A 16,113-nucleotide genomic window follows, 5' to 3' on the forward strand; every position below is an offset into this window, starting at 1 on the left:
TCAGTTGTTGAATGTTACGGCCACGCCCATTTTCAGGACAAACGGATCCAGCGGATAATGTGCCAGCGAGAAGTAGTTCGGATTGACGAACTTGGAACTCAGGTTGTAGCCCATCACAAAGAAACGGGCCTGTTTCAGATGGAAATTGACGTAAGCGTTGACGAGCGGGTAATTGCCGACTTTCACTTCGTCCTGCAATTGGAACTGCTGGGTAGCCGGTTCGTAGTACGGAGCGTAATAAGAAGTGTTATAATACATATTGGCTCCAAGCTGCATAGTCAACACTTTTGCCACTTTAAACTTCACATACATATTTGTGTACAGGCTGATCTGCGGTAGCGGCAGTACGTCTTTGTCGCTGCTCAATTGATAGGCAACTTCGTTTTCCCAACCGAAAGCCCGGTACATGATGTCTTGTTTGATACGGGCGCTTATCACCTGCAAGTTTCCGCTTTTCTGCTCCGGCATACCCTGTTTGTTGAAAAATACATAGTTCTGTATGCTTTCGACGCCGGCGGATAATTGTGTCCGGGTTGATTCCAAGTCTATTTTGGCTCCGGCATAAATCTGCTGGATCATGTTCATATCCCGGTTATCCCACCAGAAATAACGGGAGTGGAAGTGACGCATGTAGAAAGCAGGGGTTACATTTTTGATGTATCCTTCCGCACTGATCGTCGCATCTTTCTTGAATAATTTGAATTTGGTTTGCAGGTTTCCTGTTACCCGGAATTCCCCGATATCATGACCTACAACGCAAAGTTCCCCACGGGCATTGTAGGTCAGGATACTTCCCTGGCGTTTGGATATTTCCGCTCCGATATAGGTCGAAAATTCGTCATAGGCCTGCGTGATCGGGAAATTAAGAGTGGAGGGCGAAGCGTATAAACCGCTACCTGTTTCCGGATTATAAGATAGTCCCGGGATTTCTGCCGGAAGCTGGAATTTACGTTTGTCAAAGGTTGCGAAAGCTGTGATTCCGAATTTAGCCCAATCCTGGAACCCTTCACGAAGGGATAGTCCGAATGTATTCTTCAGATTCCAATAGGAGGTCCGGTCGTCAACACCGGTACCGTTTTCCAGCCCGAATACTCGCGGATCACCATCCGGAGTCAGATAACATTCGTTCAGGTTTTTGTTCTCTTCCGACCGGAAACGACGGCGGTTGTCCTGATATTCCAATGTATGGATGATGCTGGATACCGGAATAAAGACTTTCACCGGATTGCCGAGCGAGTCGACCTCTTCTTCCAATTCGCGCTCAAAACCCAGGTTATAGCGATGGCTCAGGAAATATTGTTTGCCGCGTACGCGGTTCCAGGCTTTAACCGGATAGCGGATGTCGAATGCTTTCGGGTCGCCCTGGTTTCTCTCTCCGGCAAAGTATTGATCCGGATTGGTAATCACAGAGTCATTAGCCAGTCCGCCATTTTCGTAATTGATAAAGTTAAAGTTGCTCAGGTAGGCATGCGCTTCATAGCGGTCCGACTTGTAGCTGCCGAAAAGACGGTAACTCAGTAGTTTATTACCGTTGTTTTTATAATACCCGCGACTGTAGATATAGTCCAAATCCCCACCCACATTAATTTTCGGACCGAAATTCATCGTCAATGTGCCTTTCAACCGTTCGTTTTTACTGTCACTTCCTCCCATAGTCGTGTACATTACATTCGTATAAGGGATTTTTGTGTTGTAGTACTCTGCATTGAGAGGATCTGTGATATAATAATCGTAGGGATCGGCGAATATGAAGTCGCGAGGTTCCTTGCGGTCTGAAAAGATACGGGTCTGTGCCGGTGAACCTGTGTTAGCCAGATAACCGACTGCGAGGGATTCTGCTTCCACCAGTGTACTGTTGGCAAAGTTCAGTCTCTGCGTATCCATCGGAGCGACATAAGGATCGCCTAACAAAGGAGTAAGCCGGTATGCGGTTACACGCCTGTCGTTAATCGACGAGCTATCCGGAATCAGCAGGCTGTCAGGTACTTCCTGGTTTGCTTTAGAAAGGTTGCCAAGCGAGAATCCTTTCCTCTCTCCGCCCGGGCGGCGTTGCGCGTGCAGGGCCGAAGCGGATATTATCAATAACAATAATATGTATAAGCTATGCTTCATTGTGGGGCAAAGATAATAATAATGTGCAATATGGACAATGTGTCAATGTGCCAATTAATATTAGTTAGTATATTTATCGGCACATTGCCTCATTGGCATATTGGCACATTGAAATATTGGCACATTATTACATCTTCTGTATAATCTCCATACCTTTCTTGATGGCCGCTTCATTCATCGGGATGAGCTTATGGTGACGTTCAGGCAGGGATTTTTTCAACCCCAGCAATACGTTTTCCAGTTTCACCATCGGAACGATCTGTAACAATCCGCCGAGGATTAGCATATTGAATGCCTTTTCGTTCTTCATTTCAGTAGCTGCATCCATTGCATCCACACGATATACACTCACATCAGTACGTTTCACAGGCGTATGAATGCCGTATCCGTCGTAAATGATAATACCGCCTTTTTTCACTTTGTTCTCGAACTTGTCCATAGAGGGCTGGTTCAGAATGATGGCGATGTCGTATTCGTTCAGAACCGGAGAGCTGATACGGTCGTCACTCAGGATAACCGTTACGTTTGCCGTACCGCCACGCTGTTCCGGCCCGTAAGAAGGCATCCAACTTACTTCCTTCCCTTCCATCAGTCCGGAGTAAGCCAATATTTTACCCATCGACAAAACACCTTGCCCACCGAAACCTGCTATAATAATTTCTTGTTTCATTGCTGATAATTTGCTAATGTGCCAATTTGCCAATGTGCCAATTTAAGATTGCACAGACTTTTTGGCTGAATTAATAATGCTGTTTATAAGCCGTAGTATATCTGAAAGATCATGAAGTAATTGTTCTTCGTATGGATAGCTGGGGGCTTTCTGGCAAAGTAATAACCAATATTTAGTCTCCTCTGCTTCTTTAGCCGCTATCTTAAATTTATGAATAAAATCTACACGACTTTCACTATTTTGGGCTTCATTAATATTTGCCCCGATAGATGTGCCACTTTTTAAAAGTTGATGAGAAATAACAAACTTTTTATGCTGCTCCAGTTCTTCACAAAAGTTAATTATTGAGAGAGCAAAAGATAAACTTTTTTCAAGTATGATATTTCTGGTATTAATTGGCATATTGGCACATTATCTAATTGGCAAATTATTCTTTATTTTTCAGATCTCCCAACGGATAGAACGGGAACATATTCTCTTCCATCCATTTGTTAGCCTTTTCAGGTGTCATTTTCCAGCCGGATGAACAGGTGGAAACAAACTCTACAACCGATGTACCTTTGCCGGCCATCGAGTTTTCAAAAGCCTTGCGGAGCATCTTTTTTGCTTTACGAACGGCTGCGGCAGTCTGAACGCTCTGGCGTGTAACCAGGCAGGTTCCTTCCAGTTGGGCAAGCAGATTACCGATTTTCAGCGGATAACCGTTCAAGGCAATATTACGGCCGTAGGGACAGGTCGATGTCGGCATTCCTTCCAGTGTGGTAGGCGCCATCTGACCGCCGGTCATACCGTAGATGGCATTGTTGACGAATACGATTACGATATTTTCTCCACGGTTGGCGGCATGGATTGTTTCGGCAGTACCGATTGCAGCCAAGTCACCGTCACCCTGGTAAGTAAATACCATTTTCTCCGGATTCAAGCGTTTAACGGCGGTTGCGATTGCCGGAGCACGTCCGTGAGCCGCTTCGAGCCAGTCGATATCCAGATAGTTATACGCAAATACGGCACATCCCACGGGAGAGACACCGATCGTTTTGTCTTCCATACCCATGTCGGCAATCACTTCGGCGATCAGCTTATGTATGACACCGTGACTGCAACCGGGGCAGTAGTGCATGGGATTTTCGTTCATTAACCCGGGCTTTTCGTACACCAGGTTCTCCGGTTTAATTATTTCATTAAGTTCCATAAGAATAATTTTTCAATTTGCTAATGTGCCAATATGCCAATGAAAAGACAATTAATAATTGGCACATTGGCACATTTTTCAATTGGCATATTATTAGTTAATAAATCGCATCAGATATTGGACGAGGCGGAAACAGATCGCCGCACCGCCGCAATAAAGGAACGGCAGGCGGTTTTCCGGCAAGGCAAAATAGCAGATTACTGCTGCAACAGCTAACGCCATGAATAACCAGGTCAATATCATATCAATTTTACTTCCGCGCTTCATAAGAAGAATCAGTTTTTAATTTTTACTTCTTAATTATTAATTCCTTAAGCGCATTCAGTACTTCATCCGGAGTGAACACGATACCACCGAGGCGGCCGAAATGTTCAACCTTTATCTTTCCGTTCACAGCCAGGCGAACGTCTTCTACCATCTGTCCGGCGTTCAGCTCGACAGAAAGCATTCCTTTCACTTTGTCGGCATAGGCCTTGATCACTTCTTTAGGGAACGGCCACAGCGTAATCGGGCGGAGCAAGCCGAGCTTGATACCTTCCGCACGCGCATTTTCCACCACTTTCTGGCAGATACGGGCGGATGAACCGAAAGCAATCAGCAGATATTCGGCATCTTCGCACTGGAATTCTTCGTAACGTACTTCGTTTTCTTCAATCTTGCGGTATTTAGCCTGGAAACGAATATTGTTTTCTTCCATTGTTGCCGGGTCTAATTCTAAGGATGTGATGACATTCGGCTTACGGCCGGCAGTCTTCCCTTGTGCAGCCCAAGGACATTCGGCAATGATTTCTTCTTCCGTACGGCGCGTATGGAAAGGAGGCAATACCACTTTTTCCATCATCTGTCCGATAATACCGTCTGCGAGAATGATTGCAGGGTTGTTATATTTGAAAGCGAGTTCAAGACCTAATCCGACGAAATCGGCCATCTCCTGTACGGAAGAGGGAGCAAGCGTGATCAGGCGATAGTCGCCATGTCCGCCGCCTTTTACTGTCTGGAAATAATCAGCCTGGCTGGGCTGGATTGTTCCCAAACCGGGACCGCCACGCATCACGTTCACGATCAGGCAAGGCAGTTCGGCACCTGCCAGATAAGATATACCTTCTTGTTTCAAGCTGATACCAGGGCTGGACGAAGAGGTCATCACACGTTTACCTGTACCGGCACCGCCATATACCATATTAATAGCAGCTACTTCGCTTTCAGCCTGTAGCACGACCATCCCGGTGGTTTCCCAAGGCATTTCTGCCATCAGGGTTTCCAGTATCTCCGATTGCGGAGTGATCGGGTAACCGAAATAACCGTCCACACCATAGCGGATAGCCGCATGTGCGATGGCTTCGTTACCCTTCATTAATTTTACATCTTCTGCCATATCTGTCAATTATATTTTTACTTTGTAGATGGTTAAACACCCGTCCGGACAAACTAACCCGCAACTTGCACAACCGATGCAGTCGTCAGGGTTCTTCATATACACATAATGGTATCCCTTGTTGTTTACTTCGCGCGGATGCAATTCGAGTACATCCGACGGGCAGGCTACTACACAAAGGTTACAGCCTTTGCATCGTTCTGTGTTTACAACAACAGCTCCTTTTATCTTCGCCATAATTTCTATATTTAAAAACTAATGTAACACTAACTATTTTGTTTAAGATTGCCAAAGGTAGTAAAAACTTTATAGATAGAATCTTTTATTCCTGATTTTAATAATGTGACCAGGCTGTTTGCTCGGAGAAACGGGTGGCCGATTGTATGTGTCTGAAAATTATTCGTGATAAAGGAAGCTATGGCAAGCATCATGTACCCGGACAAAAACTTCGCCATTTTCTTTTTTGTAAATCTGATATGCAAAATGAAAGTCTTCAATAATATATTCCCTATAGCCTTTGGTTATCCATTCTTCTTTTATACGTGAAATCGGATAAATGGAAGCATAGAGCCCTAATAACTCAAGCGCATCATACAAACGCTGGATTTTACGCATTACTATGACTTCATCTAATGAAGGGTGTCTTAATAAAGCTACATCGTAAAAGTCTTCTATTTGCTGATGTACCCGTTTGTCAATATAAACGTCCATTAAGGGGTAAAGTGTTTGTGGATCTTTTCCATTATCAGACGTTTTGATTCAGCTAAAGTCAGGCAGTTTTCGTCAAGCTCTTTTTGTGAGATAACAGCATAAACATCAACGTCTCTTTGAGATTGTCCATATGCTATCTCCGGTTCATGCAAAGAACAAGAAGATTGCTCTTTCATTGCTAAACGATATGTAGTTTTCTTTTTCTTCATACATAAATTGAATGTTTTACAAAAGAACGAATTATAAATCAATTAAACAAGCCAAAAGTAACAATCATTTTACCTCAAACAATATCTTCCTCTGATTCCCGAAATTGTCTATCAGCGTCAGCAGATGTTTGCCCGGATCGGCTTGGCAGGCGATTTGGTGGTTACCGGTTGTTTCACCGAGATAGGTGGCGTCGAGATGCCAGTAGAGGGTGGCGTCGGAGCGTGCATGAGCTGCTTTGAAGATGAACTTTTCCGGTTTGCCGGAGAAGCCTTTGGGCAGGTAGAGGATGGCGTTATGCTCCGGATAGATCAGTTCGATCTGCCGGCTCTGTTCGGGGGCGCATCCCGGTTTGACCGGAGGCAGGGGCGCGTAGTCGATATGGTAATTCCGGTAATAATATTCCTGCGAGGGAGGCAGTACGAACCAGGAACGCGTGATCATCCGGTCCACCGATTCGCAAGAGCTGTTCACCCGGAAACGCCCGTCTGCAGAAAGATGGACAAGCCTGTGGTAGGGACAAACCGCTGTGCCGTTGCCCGAGCGGGGCATATAGAGCGTATCGACCTGGTCGCAGATAGCGGAAGCCTTATGCCCGCTGAGACGGCAGACCGCCATCGGTTCGAGTTCGTCGTAAGGCATATCGAACCAGTTGCCTCCCGGAAGCAGCGAGAAAAGGTCGAAGAGGACAGGAGCCGCATTTCCCACACCCGTCAAACCCGGCCGCCCTTCGCCCGAGCATTCCCCACCCATACGCCTACCGTATAGCGCGGTGTTGTCCCGATCGCCCAGGCGTCACGTCCTCCGTAACTTGTTCCCGTTTTCCAGGCCACCTGCTTCATCGATTCGAACTGTTGCCAGTCCGCTTCTTCTTCCGGGCGGTTCAGGGCAGACATCGCTTCGAAGGTGAACCAGATGGAGGCGGCAGAGAGGAGAGGACGGTCTGTGAGCCGTTTGTCGGCAACAGACAGGATAGGGGTGTCGGCATGAGCCGGAAACGGTGTCAGCGGGTGGATATCGGCCGGGTTGTAGCGCCCATTGTAGGGCCGGTAGTGCGAAAGCGTCCGCGCCAGCGAAGCGTACATCCCTGTCAGATCCCATAACGTCCCTTCCGCACCTCCCAAGATCAAGGAAGCGCCATAGTGTTCTTCCGAAAAACGGAGTGTAGTCATCCCTGCCTTTTTCAGCAGCGACATGAACCGCCCGGTGTTATATTGGGAAAGCATCCGTACCAACGGGACATTGAGCGAACGTTCGATTGCCCGGTGTGCCGGGACAGCCCCGTAGAACGTCTTGTTGTAGTTTTGGGGCGTGAAGCCGTTAATGTTCAATGGTACATCCGAGACGAGTGTGCCCGGAAGCAGTAACCCGTCATGCAGCATGGCGGCGTAAAGGAACGGTTTCAGGATGCTGCCTGTGCTGCGGGGCGAGGTGATGATGTCGACCTGGTTTCCCTTGCGGGCATCGGCCCGGAAGGTGACGTTTCCGGCATAGGCAAGCACTTCGCCTGTTTCGGTGTCGGTGACGAGGGCGGCCAGATTATGGATATAATTGGAACTATAGTCGCGTGCATACCGGTTGACGATCGCCTGTGCCTGCCGTTGCAGCATTTGGCGGACGGAGGTCGTGATACGCGTTCCCGGAGCATCGGCTGCCAGTCGTTCGAGCAGGTGGGGTGCTTCGTCGGGTAGCGGGACAGGAGCTTCGGGCAGCGGTTCCATGCAGGCCAGTTCGTATGTCGTTTCGTCCAGTACGCCCGATTTCTTCAGAGATGCCAATAGCTTGTCGCGTTTGGCCTTCAATTTCTCCCGGTTACGTCCGGGATGAATCAGGGCGGGCGAGTTGGGCAATACGGCAAGTGTGGCGCTTTCGGCCCACGACAGCTCGGCTGCGTTTCGCCCGAAATAGCGCCATGCGGCCGCTTCTATACCGACCACGTTCCCCCCGAACGGGGCATGTGAAGCATAGAGGTTAAGTATCTTATCCTTGCTGTATGCCGTTTCCAACAGTAATGCCCAAGCTGTTTCGACCGCTTTTTCATATAATGTACGGTTGTGGTTTCCTCTTGCAATGCGTGCCAACTGCATCGTGACGGTACTTCCGCCACTAACCACCCGGCGAGCCGTGAGGTTGAGCCGTGCCGCGCGTGCGATGGCGATCGGGTCTATTCCGGGATGCCGGTAAAAGCGTTTGTCTTCATATGTCAGGAGACAGGTGACGAACTTATCCGGTATCGTGTCCGCCGGCGGAAAACGCCACTGTCCGTCCGGTGCGATCCGTGCTCCCAACAACTGCCCTCGGAAGAATAGAGCAGGGTAGAGCAGGACTCCGGAAAGATAGTCCGGGGAGCAGCCAGATACATAACGACTTCTATCAATAGTTTTATGAAGAATAGATGAATCATTGCCTCTGTTTATTTGAAACGAAGATTGTCATATATTTCCAATAGCATACAGGGGCCCATATATGATGCTTATTTGAAGTAGCTATTCACAAGCAAAGATAGTATAAAAAATAGATGCGTTTCTGCTTTATCTGGATAAAAGTGCGCTGATAATACATTTTTATCCGGATAAAAGTGCAGTCCATCAACACTTGGATAAAAGTGCAGTCCATCAACACTTGATGTGGGATCGTATAAAGGCAGGCAGTCTCGGTTATCCCAAAAGAAAGCGGCGGATATGAAATAAACAAAGAAAAAGGGAAAAATAATGTAAAAATGAGGGAATGTACAATAACCTCTCCCCTCGGCCATTTTTCTATTTCGTCCGAAAAGTTGATTGATTTTGAATTGACTTTTTTCATGGTTTTAGCCTGCTCAACTGACAACAGGGGAGATGAGGTGCGCAGCCCATTCCGGAAAGCGTACAATTTGATTACCAAAAAACGGAAACGTCGGCAAAGTGATAAACTTTAACTCCCGGAGAATCGAATATTTGCGAACGAAGGCGGACTGCGTTTCAAATATCCCAAGGAAATTATGAAGCTTGTTGCCGCGAGGTGCGCAGAAAATTGCCTTGAAGTAACGCTTCATCGCTTTGAAGGTTGACTTCGTGCTATATGAAGTCTGACTTCAAGGCGATAAAGTTCCGGATCAGAGCAATAAAGTCCCTTTTCATGGCGATAAGGTTCCGGATCATAGGAAAAAGCCCCTTTTTGACAGCTGAAAAGTGGATTAACATTTGTTTGAATTAGGGAACATTTCGAGCTCAAAAAATCCGTTTTATACAATAAGCCCTCTGCCGTAGGCTCTCTTTTGCCGTTTCGTTTCAACGAACGGTTTTAGGGCTTAGAGGCAAAGCTTCTTCCTCTGTGGACTTGAGTCCTTTTAATAGGATTACTTGTAGATATTTGAAAGGGGTTCAAACCCACAGAGGAATCCGGCAAAGCCGGAAATTTATCAACTCGTTGATTGAAATCAACGGCAAAAGAGAGCCTGCGGCTGGGGGCTTATTGTATAAAACGGATTTTTCAAGTTCAAAAGACATCCGAAATGCAATAAATGTTAATCCGCTTTTTGGGCCTCAAAAAGGTACTTTTTCCTCTTTTGGGAGTGTTTTCAGCCATTACGACCGTCCTCTTTGCCATTATGACCGTGCTAATGTGTAGTGCACTCGGCAGCTCGCGAAGATTAGGACGGTCGTAATGGCGATTTGGACGGTCGTAATGGGAAAGAGGACCGTTTTCATGGCAAAAAAGCCCCTGAATTTCCTTGCGATATTTGGAACGTCGTCCGTTTTGTTTTCAAATAATCGATTCTCCGGGAGTTAAGGTTTATCACTTTGCCGGCGTTTCCGTCTTTCGGTAATCAAATTGTACGCTTTTTGGGATGACCTCGGCAGCTCATTCCGTCCGGTGTCAGCCGGAATGGTTAAAACCGTGAAAAGAGTCAATCCAAAATCAATCGAAATTTCAGACGAAATAGAAAAATAGCCAGGGAAGGGGGTTATTGTATTATCCCCACGTTGTATCAGTTAAGAAATCGGCGAAATGTTTATGCCTTACGCCTTCGATGTTGTCCTGCCATGTTTCGTCCATGCTTACCACGAATTTCGGGTAATGGTCGTTGATCAAGAGCTGAGTACCTACAGAGATAGTATTTTCCAGGAAAGTTTTTAGGGATATAACCTTAAAAACTTCTTGCGTTAAGAGATTCTTTATGGGTATAACTTTGTTTGTGCTTTGATGCTTTGCATAAAGTGTCAAGAAAATAGACAGTAGTGTCAAATAATTAGACACTGCTGTCTATTTTCTTTTTATTTATCTGATTGATTATTTGGTTGTTATGTTGTTTGGCATATTATTTGTTGCTTTTCATAAAATAACCAATCATATGAAGATATGAAGACTTTGTTACATGACTTTTCCGGCGTATTCCGTCGGTTTAGGTTACCGACAGCCTTGAACTTGATAGGTATGTCCGTAGCTTTTGCTGTGTTTTTGATTCTGATGATGCAGATGACGTATGAGTGGGGGTTCGACCGTTTTCATAAACATGCCGATTGCCTTTACAGACTTGAAATTACGCATGAGGATTATGGAGGGCAGGCTTGCCTGAACCGTCCGTTGATAGATGCTTTCGTGGCTTCTTCCCCGCATATAGTGAAGGGGGCGCTTTTGAATGGCTTTGTCGATAAACAGTATGTGATGGTTGAGCATGACGGAAACCGGGAGTCTTTCCTCGAGACCTTATATCCTGTCTCTGCGGACTATGCCGATGTGTTCGAGCTTACAATGGTCGAAGGAGACCGGTCGGCTCTGTCCGTTCCCGGCCAGGCGCTGATATCGCAAGGGATGGCCCAGAAGTTTTTCGGCTCATCTTCCGCATTGGGACAACAATTGGTGGGAGAGGGCTGGACGGTTGTTGTTGGCGGCGTCTATAAGGATCTTCCGGAAAATTCCATAGTGCGGAATGCAATTTACAGGAAAATATCCGATCAGGAAGGGGCAGGACAATGGGGAATGAATAATTACGAGTGTTACCTCCGCCTGGATGATCCGGCTTCCGCCGCCGGATTGGTTAGCAATTTCAAACGATATTTCCGGCATGACCAGTTGAACTGGGAAGAAATGGACTTGCGCCTTGTCTCCCTACATGAGGTCTATTTTCAGACAGACAGCCATTTCGATACACAAAAACAGAAAGGCAGCTATACCCTGTTGCGCTTGCTGTTGGGCATCGCTTTCCTGATCGTCGTGATCGCTGCGATCAATTTTACCAACTTCAGCAATGCACAGGTCCCGATGCGGGTGAGAAGCATTAATACGCAAAAGGTATTGGGCGGGGGTGTCGGAATCATCCGCCTTTCTTTGGTCTTGGAGGCGGTAGGGATTTGCCTGGTTGCATACCTGTTGTCTTTGTTTTATATCTATGGCCTGTCGCGAAGTTCGTTTGCCGATATTGTGGTCGGTGGGCTTTCGTTGGAGGGTAGGTTGCCTTTGATCCTCTGTACGGGAGGATTTGTCGTTGTAATCGGGGTGTTGGCCAGTTATTGGCCTGCCCGGTACATCACCTCTTTTCCGCCGGCATTGGTGTTGAAAGGTAATTACGGCCTGTCTCCGAAGGGAAAGAAGTTGAGGAACTGTCTGGTCTGTTTGCAATATATCGTTTCTTTTGTCCTGATCATTGGAGCTTTGTTTGTGAACCTGCAAAACCGGTATATGCTCCATCTGCCGCTCGGATTTGACAAGGAGCAGGTGGTTGTCGTCGGAAACTTGACGAACGAATTGAAGAAGCAACCGGAGCTGATCAAGCAAAAATTAGGAGGAATGCCGGATGTCGAGTCTGTCTCTATGGTTTCACACCTGATTGGCGCAACGGATAATTATACGCGCATGGGACGCACTCGCAACGGCGAAGAGATACAGTTTTTGCTGGTCCAGGCAGATCCCTCGATCCTGGATGTTTTGGGAATCAAACCGGTTGCCGGAAGGAATTTCCAGGCAGAGGATGCGTCGGGTGACGGCACGTATATCTTTAATGAGATGGCACGCAAGCAATTTGAGCTCGAACCGGGGGATATCCTGTCTCTGGATTGGGGCGATTTTCATGCACGGGAACAGATTGCCGGATTTATGCCGGACCTGAAATATAATTCTTTCAAAAGCATAACGGAACCTTTTGGCTTTTTTGTCGGAAAGAATACTTATCTGTCCAAGGTGATGATCCGTACTCACACCGGTGTCGATTATACGGATTTGAAAACGGCTCTTACGGGCGTTTTACATGATATAGACCCGAATTACCTGCCGGAAATCAGCCTGTTCGATGAAGTTCAGGACTATCTCTATGAAAAAGAACTGCGGGTAGGACGCCAGATCACCTTCTTCAGTCTGGTGACGGTGTTGATCTCGCTGATCGGAGTTTTCGGGGTTGTAATGCTTGAAAGTGAATATAAACGGAAAGAAGTTGGCATTCGGAAGGTTTTTGGTGCAACGATTGGCGAACTGTTACGTCTCTTTAATAAGACGTATTTGCAAATCGCGACAGCCTGTTTTGTGGTTGCCGTTCCGGTCGCCTATTATGCGATCATCCGTTGGCAGGAAAGTTTTATTTATAAAGTAAGTCTTTCATGGTGGGTTTTCGTACTGGCTTTTTTGTCGGTGACGACCATTACTTTATTAACTGTCTCTATCCAGAACTGGCGCGTGGCAAATGCGAACCCGGTTGACAGTCTTAAAAGTGAATAAATAACAAATCGAGTATGAAAACGATCTTACGAAACTTCTTTAGCGTACTTCGCCGTTTTAAAGCGGCGACACTTCTCAATGTGTTGGGGTTGAGCATAGCCTTTGTAGCCTTTATGCTGATTATGATGCAGGTGAATTATGATTACACCTTCGACTGCAACCACCGGAATGCGCAGTCTATATTCCGTGTGGATGTTGTTTGGGGCGGGCAGGGTTCACAGGCCATTATCAACCGTCCGTTTGCACGGGCATTTACCGAATCATCGCCTCATATAGAAGGGGGGTGCCTTTTGAGTGCCTGGATTGATAACCGTTTTTTCTATGTCGATCAGAATGGGCAGCGGACAAGTTATAAGGAAAACTCATGGAATGTGACTCCCGAAATTTTGAAAGTGTTCCCTTTCGATATGCTTGAAGGGTCTGAACATGCATTGGACGAACCGAACAGTGTCATTCTTCCGGAGAGCATGGCAAAGAAGATTTTCGGGAATGAGTCGGCCATGGACAAACGGTTGATCTCTTCCAATCCTAAGGAAGATGCGAAAATTGTAAAAGGTGTTTATAAGGACTTCCCCCTTAATTCGTCCTTGCAGAACGTGATGTACACGGCTATGTATGAGAAAGAAAATTATGATAATTGGGGAAACTGGAATTATCTTTTCTTTGTCCGTCTGGATGATCTCGCCAATAAAGATAATGTTCTGGATAATTTCAGGAGTAACTTTAATGTGCAAGAGGCTTTAGGGGATAAGTTTGCGTGGGGAAGTGGGGAAGATGGTATCGATTTCCGTTTGACTTCCCTTCCCGATGTCCATTTCTTGAATAACGTCGATTTCGACTCGATGCCGAAGGCAAGCCGGCAGACGATACTTGTGCTTTTCTCCATCGCTTTTGTTATCCTTATTATTGCCGGCATTAACTTTACGAATTTCAGTACGGCACTGACCCCGATGCGTATTAAGAGTATCAATACACAGAAGGTGTTGGGGAGCTCCGACCGTATGTTGCGGGGCTGTCTGTTGATGGAATCGGTTTGTGTCAGTATTTTTGCTTATCTGCTTTCGCTTCTGTTTTTATATCTCGCACAGAAAACGCCGATTGCTTCGCTGGTGGATGCCGATATGTCGTTCGGCGCACAGCCGGGGATTATTGGTGGCACGGCCTTGATCGCTGTGATTGTCGGAATGTTGGCCGGCCTTTATCCTTCCTATTACATCACTTCTTTCCCGCCGGCATTGGTGTTGAAAGGAAGTTTCGGGCTTTCGCTTGCCGGACGCCGGATGAGGAGCTTCTTGGTGAGTATTCAGTTTGTGGCTTCCTTTATCCTGATTATCGGCTCCTTGTTTATGTATTTACAGAATCATTATATGCAGAATGCGCCGCTGGGATATGATAAGGAGGAAATGATTACCATCCAATTGAATGGTAAGATCAACCAGAACAGGGACGCTTTCACGAATCAGTTGAAGACGTTTGCCGGAGTGGAAGACGTGACTTATTCCCAGTTCCTGTTGGCCAGCCAAGATCAGTATATGGGTTGGGGGCGTGATTATAATGGAGAACAGATTAGTTTCCAGTGTCTTCCTGTCTCTTCTTCTTTCTTGAAAGTGATGGGAATCGAAGTGAAGGAAGGACGTGATTTCCGGCCGGAGGACGATTTGAAAGAGAATGGCGGTTATATTTTTAACGAAAAAGCAAAAGCGTTATACGACTTGAAGTTGAATGAAAAGATAGATGGTGACGAAATTATCGGTTTCATCCCGAACATCAAGTTCGCTTCTTTCCGTCAGGAGGTTTCCCCGATGGCCTTTTATTTATGGGGAAAATATCAATGGGGGCAGGAAGGCAATTATTATAATACGGCCTATGTGAAGTTTAAAGCCGGAAGCGATCTTCGCGCCGGGATGAAACATGTGCGTGAGTCGTTGTCCAAGTTTGATTCGGAGTATCCTTTTGTGGTTCGTTTCTATGATGAGGTGATGCAACGGACGTATGAAAAAGAATTGAAGATCGGTTCGCTGATTACATTGTTCAGCCTTATCGCTATCTTTATCTCGATTGTGGGCGTGTTCGGACTGGTTGTGTTCGAAAGCGAATACAGGCGGAAAGAAATTGCCGTACGCAAAGTGCTGGGATCTACGACAGGCCAGATCTTGTATATGTTCAATGTGAACTATTTCTGGATTCTGTTGATCTGTTTTATCCTGGGTGCTCCGGTTGCCTGGTATGGTGTTTACCGGTGGTTGGAAAACTTTGCCTACCGTACGCCGATGTATTGGTGGGTATTACCGTTTGCATTCCTGGTTGTGGGTGTGATTACGGTGGTGACGGTGACATTCCAGAATTGGCATGTGGCGAATGAGAATCCGGTAAATAATATAAAATCAGAATAACAAATTACAAATCATAAATAAAAGAACGGTTATGATTAAGATCGAAGGTTTGAGTAAGTTTTTCCGTACGGAAGAAGTGGAGACGATCGCGTTGAACAATGTCTCCCTGGAAGTGAAAGACGGTGAGTTTGTGGCTGTCATGGGTCCTTCCGGTTGTGGCAAGTCTACCTTGCTGAATATCCTGGGTTTGCTGGATAACCCGACATCGGGCGACTATTATCTGGCGGACAAAGAGGTCGGACATCTCAAAGAGAAAGAACGTACGCAGGTTCGTAAGGGGAATATCGGTTTCGTGTTCCAGAGCTTTAACCTGATCGACGAACTGAATGTGTTCGAAAATGTGGAACTACCGCTTACCTACCTAAAGGTGAAAGCTGCCGAGCGTAAGCAGATGGTGAACGACATTCTGAAACGGATGAATATCAGCCATCGTGCCAACCACTTCCCGCAGCAGCTCTCCGGAGGTCAGCAGCAGCGTGTGGCCATTGCCCGTGCCGTCGTTTCGAATCCGAAGATCATCCTCGCCGATGAGCCGACCGGTAACCTGGATTCCAAGAATGGTGCGGAAGTGATGCAACTCCTTACCGAACTGAACCGGGAGGGAACGACGATCGTGATGGTAACCCACTCCAAACACGACGCAAGTTTCGCTCACCGTATCATTAATCTGTTCGACGGTAGCATTGTTTCGTCGGTAAACGAATTTATATAAGATTGTAATTGTAAAGAAAATGGACAGGTGTGTCAAATAATTTGACACTAT

12 protein-coding genes and 1 pseudogene are annotated in these 16,113 nt (G+C 46.5%); 3 read left to right on the top strand and 10 right to left on the bottom strand.

All coding sequences use genetic code 11. From position 1 onward, the window contains the following. The 10 genes and pseudogenes from DW083_RS06975 to pbpC form a co-directional block, all read right to left on the bottom strand. Entirely contained in the window at window positions 1-2,112 is a 2,112-nt protein-coding gene (locus DW083_RS06975; RefSeq protein WP_122331899.1) for a putative porin, read from the bottom strand. Window positions 2,113-2,239: 127 nt separating this feature from the next. Further along, window positions 2,240-2,782: a 2-oxoacid:acceptor oxidoreductase family protein gene (locus tag DW083_RS06980; RefSeq protein WP_122331900.1), complete on the bottom strand. Its 543-nt coding sequence runs from the start codon at window positions 2,780-2,782 to the stop codon at window positions 2,240-2,242. Window positions 2,783-2,824: 42 nt separating this feature from the next. After that, window positions 2,825-3,184 carry a four helix bundle protein gene (locus DW083_RS06985; protein WP_115499502.1) on the bottom strand — a complete coding sequence of 120 codons (360 nt, stop codon included), beginning with the start codon at window positions 3,182-3,184 and terminating at the stop codon, window positions 2,825-2,827. 25 nt (window positions 3,185-3,209) lie between these two features. Further along, entirely contained in the window at window positions 3,210-3,974 is a 765-nt protein-coding gene (locus DW083_RS06990; protein ID WP_115499503.1) for a thiamine pyrophosphate-dependent enzyme, read from the bottom strand. Between the two features lie 93 nt (window positions 3,975-4,067). Next, complete coding sequence (locus tag DW083_RS22230; RefSeq protein ID WP_167451656.1) at window positions 4,068-4,241, bottom strand: hypothetical protein; 174 nt, start codon at window positions 4,239-4,241, stop codon at window positions 4,068-4,070. Window positions 4,242-4,263: 22 nt separating this feature from the next. Continuing rightward, on the bottom strand, window positions 4,264-5,349 hold the full coding sequence (locus tag DW083_RS06995) for a 3-methyl-2-oxobutanoate dehydrogenase subunit VorB (RefSeq protein ID WP_115499513.1): 1,086 nt from the start codon (window positions 5,347-5,349) through the stop codon (window positions 4,264-4,266). A 9-nt stretch (window positions 5,350-5,358) separates the two neighbouring features. After that, window positions 5,359-5,586 (bottom strand): ferredoxin family protein, encoded by a 228-nt coding sequence (locus DW083_RS07000; RefSeq protein ID WP_115499504.1) that lies wholly within the window; start codon window positions 5,584-5,586, stop codon window positions 5,359-5,361. Window positions 5,587-5,745: 159 nt separating this feature from the next. Continuing rightward, the gene (locus DW083_RS07005) at window positions 5,746-6,060 is read right to left on the bottom strand and encodes a hypothetical protein (RefSeq protein ID WP_115499505.1); all 315 of its coding nucleotides are present in this window, start codon (window positions 6,058-6,060) and stop codon (window positions 5,746-5,748) included. Next, window positions 6,060-6,269 (bottom strand): hypothetical protein, encoded by a 210-nt coding sequence (locus DW083_RS21985; protein WP_115499506.1) that lies wholly within the window; start codon window positions 6,267-6,269, stop codon window positions 6,060-6,062. The genes DW083_RS07005 and DW083_RS21985 overlap by 1 nt, the downstream gene beginning before the upstream one ends. Before the next feature lie 64 nt (window positions 6,270-6,333). Further along, window positions 6,334-8,671: pseudogene (pbpC, locus tag DW083_RS07010) on the bottom strand (penicillin-binding protein 1C). Between the two features lie 1,937 nt (window positions 8,672-10,608). Between pbpC and DW083_RS07025 the strand changes: the two are divergent. Genes DW083_RS07025 through DW083_RS07035 form a run of 3 tightly spaced genes read left to right on the top strand, consistent with a single transcriptional unit; the run spans window position 10,609 to window position 16,062 of the window. Continuing rightward, window positions 10,609-12,957: an ABC transporter permease gene (locus DW083_RS07025; protein ID WP_122331903.1), complete on the top strand. Its 2,349-nt coding sequence runs from the start codon at window positions 10,609-10,611 to the stop codon at window positions 12,955-12,957. 14 nt (window positions 12,958-12,971) lie between these two features. Next, window positions 12,972-15,350, top strand: coding sequence for an ABC transporter permease (locus DW083_RS07030; protein WP_122331904.1), 2,379 nt, complete (start codon window positions 12,972-12,974; stop codon window positions 15,348-15,350). Window positions 15,351-15,381: 31 nt separating this feature from the next. Further along, a complete protein-coding gene (locus DW083_RS07035) occupies window positions 15,382-16,062 on the top strand; it encodes an ABC transporter ATP-binding protein (RefSeq protein ID WP_115500250.1) in 681 nt (226 codons plus the stop codon). The last annotated feature ends 51 nt before the right edge of the window (window positions 16,063-16,113 follow it).

The sequence above is a fragment of the Parabacteroides sp. AF48-14 genome (assembly GCF_003477465.1).
Classification (GTDB): Bacteria; Bacteroidota; Bacteroidia; order Bacteroidales; family Tannerellaceae; genus Parabacteroides; species Parabacteroides acidifaciens.

Excerpts from the sequence above, each read along its gene's own strand:
- DW083_RS06995 (WP_115499513.1), bottom strand. The coding sequence starts at position 5,349 with ATGGCAGAAGATGTAAAATTAATGAAGGGTAACGAAGCCATCGCACAT.
- DW083_RS07025 (WP_122331903.1), top strand. The coding sequence starts at position 10,609 with ATGAAGACTTTGTTACATGACTTTTCCGGCGTATTCCGTCGGTTTAGG.
- DW083_RS07030 (WP_122331904.1), top strand. The coding sequence starts at position 12,972 with ATGAAAACGATCTTACGAAACTTCTTTAGCGTACTTCGCCGTTTTAAA.
- DW083_RS07035 (WP_115500250.1), top strand. The coding sequence starts at position 15,382 with ATGATTAAGATCGAAGGTTTGAGTAAGTTTTTCCGTACGGAAGAAGTG.
- DW083_RS07005 (WP_115499505.1), bottom strand. The coding sequence starts at position 6,060 with ATGGACGTTTATATTGACAAACGGGTACATCAGCAAATAGAAGACTTT.
- DW083_RS06985 (WP_115499502.1), bottom strand. The coding sequence starts at position 3,184 with ATGCCAATTAATACCAGAAATATCATACTTGAAAAAAGTTTATCTTTT.
- DW083_RS22230 (WP_167451656.1), bottom strand. The coding sequence starts at position 4,241 with ATGAAGCGCGGAAGTAAAATTGATATGATATTGACCTGGTTATTCATG.
- DW083_RS06990 (WP_115499503.1), bottom strand. The coding sequence starts at position 3,974 with ATGGAACTTAATGAAATAATTAAACCGGAGAACCTGGTGTACGAAAAG.
- DW083_RS21985 (WP_115499506.1), bottom strand. The coding sequence starts at position 6,269 with ATGAAGAAAAAGAAAACTACATATCGTTTAGCAATGAAAGAGCAATCT.
- DW083_RS07000 (WP_115499504.1), bottom strand. The coding sequence starts at position 5,586 with ATGGCGAAGATAAAAGGAGCTGTTGTTGTAAACACAGAACGATGCAAA.
- DW083_RS06975 (WP_122331899.1), bottom strand. The coding sequence starts at position 2,112 with ATGAAGCATAGCTTATACATATTATTGTTATTGATAATATCCGCTTCG.
- DW083_RS06980 (WP_122331900.1), bottom strand. The coding sequence starts at position 2,782 with ATGAAACAAGAAATTATTATAGCAGGTTTCGGTGGGCAAGGTGTTTTG.